This is a genomic window from Rhodopirellula maiorica SM1, from assembly GCF_000346295.1.
GTDB classification, from domain to species: Bacteria; Planctomycetota; Planctomycetia; order Pirellulales; family Pirellulaceae; genus Novipirellula; species Novipirellula maiorica.
In genome coordinates this window covers 1-1,241 of the sequence record NZ_ANOG01000241.1, presented here as the reverse complement: position 1 = coordinate 1,241, position 1,241 = coordinate 1, and the positions used below count along the sequence as shown (strand labels likewise).

The 1,241-nt window shown below is 55.4% G+C and carries 1 protein-coding gene; it reads left to right on the top strand.

What is annotated here, in order from left to right; genetic code table 11:
• Positions 1-647 (top strand): alpha/beta hydrolase family protein (locus tag RMSM_RS07255; RefSeq protein ID WP_040764608.1); only part of this gene is annotated, 647 nt, incomplete at its 5' end.
• Positions 648-1,241 lie beyond the last annotated feature (594 nt).

Here is a 1,241-nt window from a genome sequence, read left to right as displayed (position 1 = left end):
ACGACATTGTCAGTGCGGTTGATTACGCGAAACAGGCAGCGAACATCGACTCAAACGCAATCTATCTCGTCGGCACATCGGGCGGAGGCTACACGTCGCTGGTGATGGCAGGCCGTCATCCTGAGATTTGGGCGGGTATCTCGGCGTGGGTGCCCATCTCCGACCTGACCGCGTGGTACCACCAGTGCAAACAAGCCAACCGCAACTATTACAAGCACATCGTCGCATCGTGTGGCGGAGTCCCAGGCAGCAGTGCCGAGGTGGATGAAGAATATCGAAAGCGATCTCCGCTCACTTATCTTGCAAATGCCAAAGACGTCAAACTTCATCTGAACGCGGGCATCCGCGATGGACATGACGGCAGCGTCCCGATCAGCCATTCTCTATTGGCGTTCAACGAAGTCGCTGCTGCCGAAGATCGCTTATCCGCGGACGAGATCGACTACTTTGACAACGAGGTCAAAGTGCCTGAATCGTTGAAACAATCCATTTCCGATCCAAGCTACGGCGAAAAACAACCGTTGTTCCGCCGCACCTCAGGTAGCGCCACCGTCACGATTTTCGATGGACGTCACGAACTCGTCTCCGATGCCGCCATCGCCTGGATCGAATCCGTTCACGAGACTCGGCAGCGCAAGGCCGACTAAGTAGATAGGCTGAAGTCTAGTGGTAGATTGGTCGTTTTGGTGCTTGCAGGCTGTCGATTTGTTCGTACAACGGACTTCCTAGTCCGTTGAACACACCAACGACGGACGAGGTAGCCCATCAGCCATCCCCTTGCCGTAGCAAGCTTCATCAAATCAACAGCCAACTAGCCATGGTCGCGGCGTTCGACCGGAGCTAGACCTTGATCGCTAACGCTCTGGTGTTGACACCGGATATTGGGGGTGAGTTATTCTTCCGACCAATTCAACTGTTACCTCTCCTCCGACGAAGGAGACTGCTGAAATAGAATCAGGCGTTGCGCAAGCTTGCTGTCACCTCTCCCAAACGTATGTGACTGTTGATTTAGTAGCAATGATTATAGGCCGGAGGCCGACACGCCCTCTGCCGGTGGCGTGAGCCCAATGCCATCTACTTTGGTAGCGGCACGGCGCGAGCCGTCCGGTTGAGGCGAGTAAAACGTTCGGTTTAGACCGGGCGGCTTGCGCCGCACCTCTACAAACGCCACCCGTTTAGTGCCAAAGTAGATGGCATTGGGCGTGAGCCACCGGCTAGCGGAGGTGGGAAATCATAGCCCA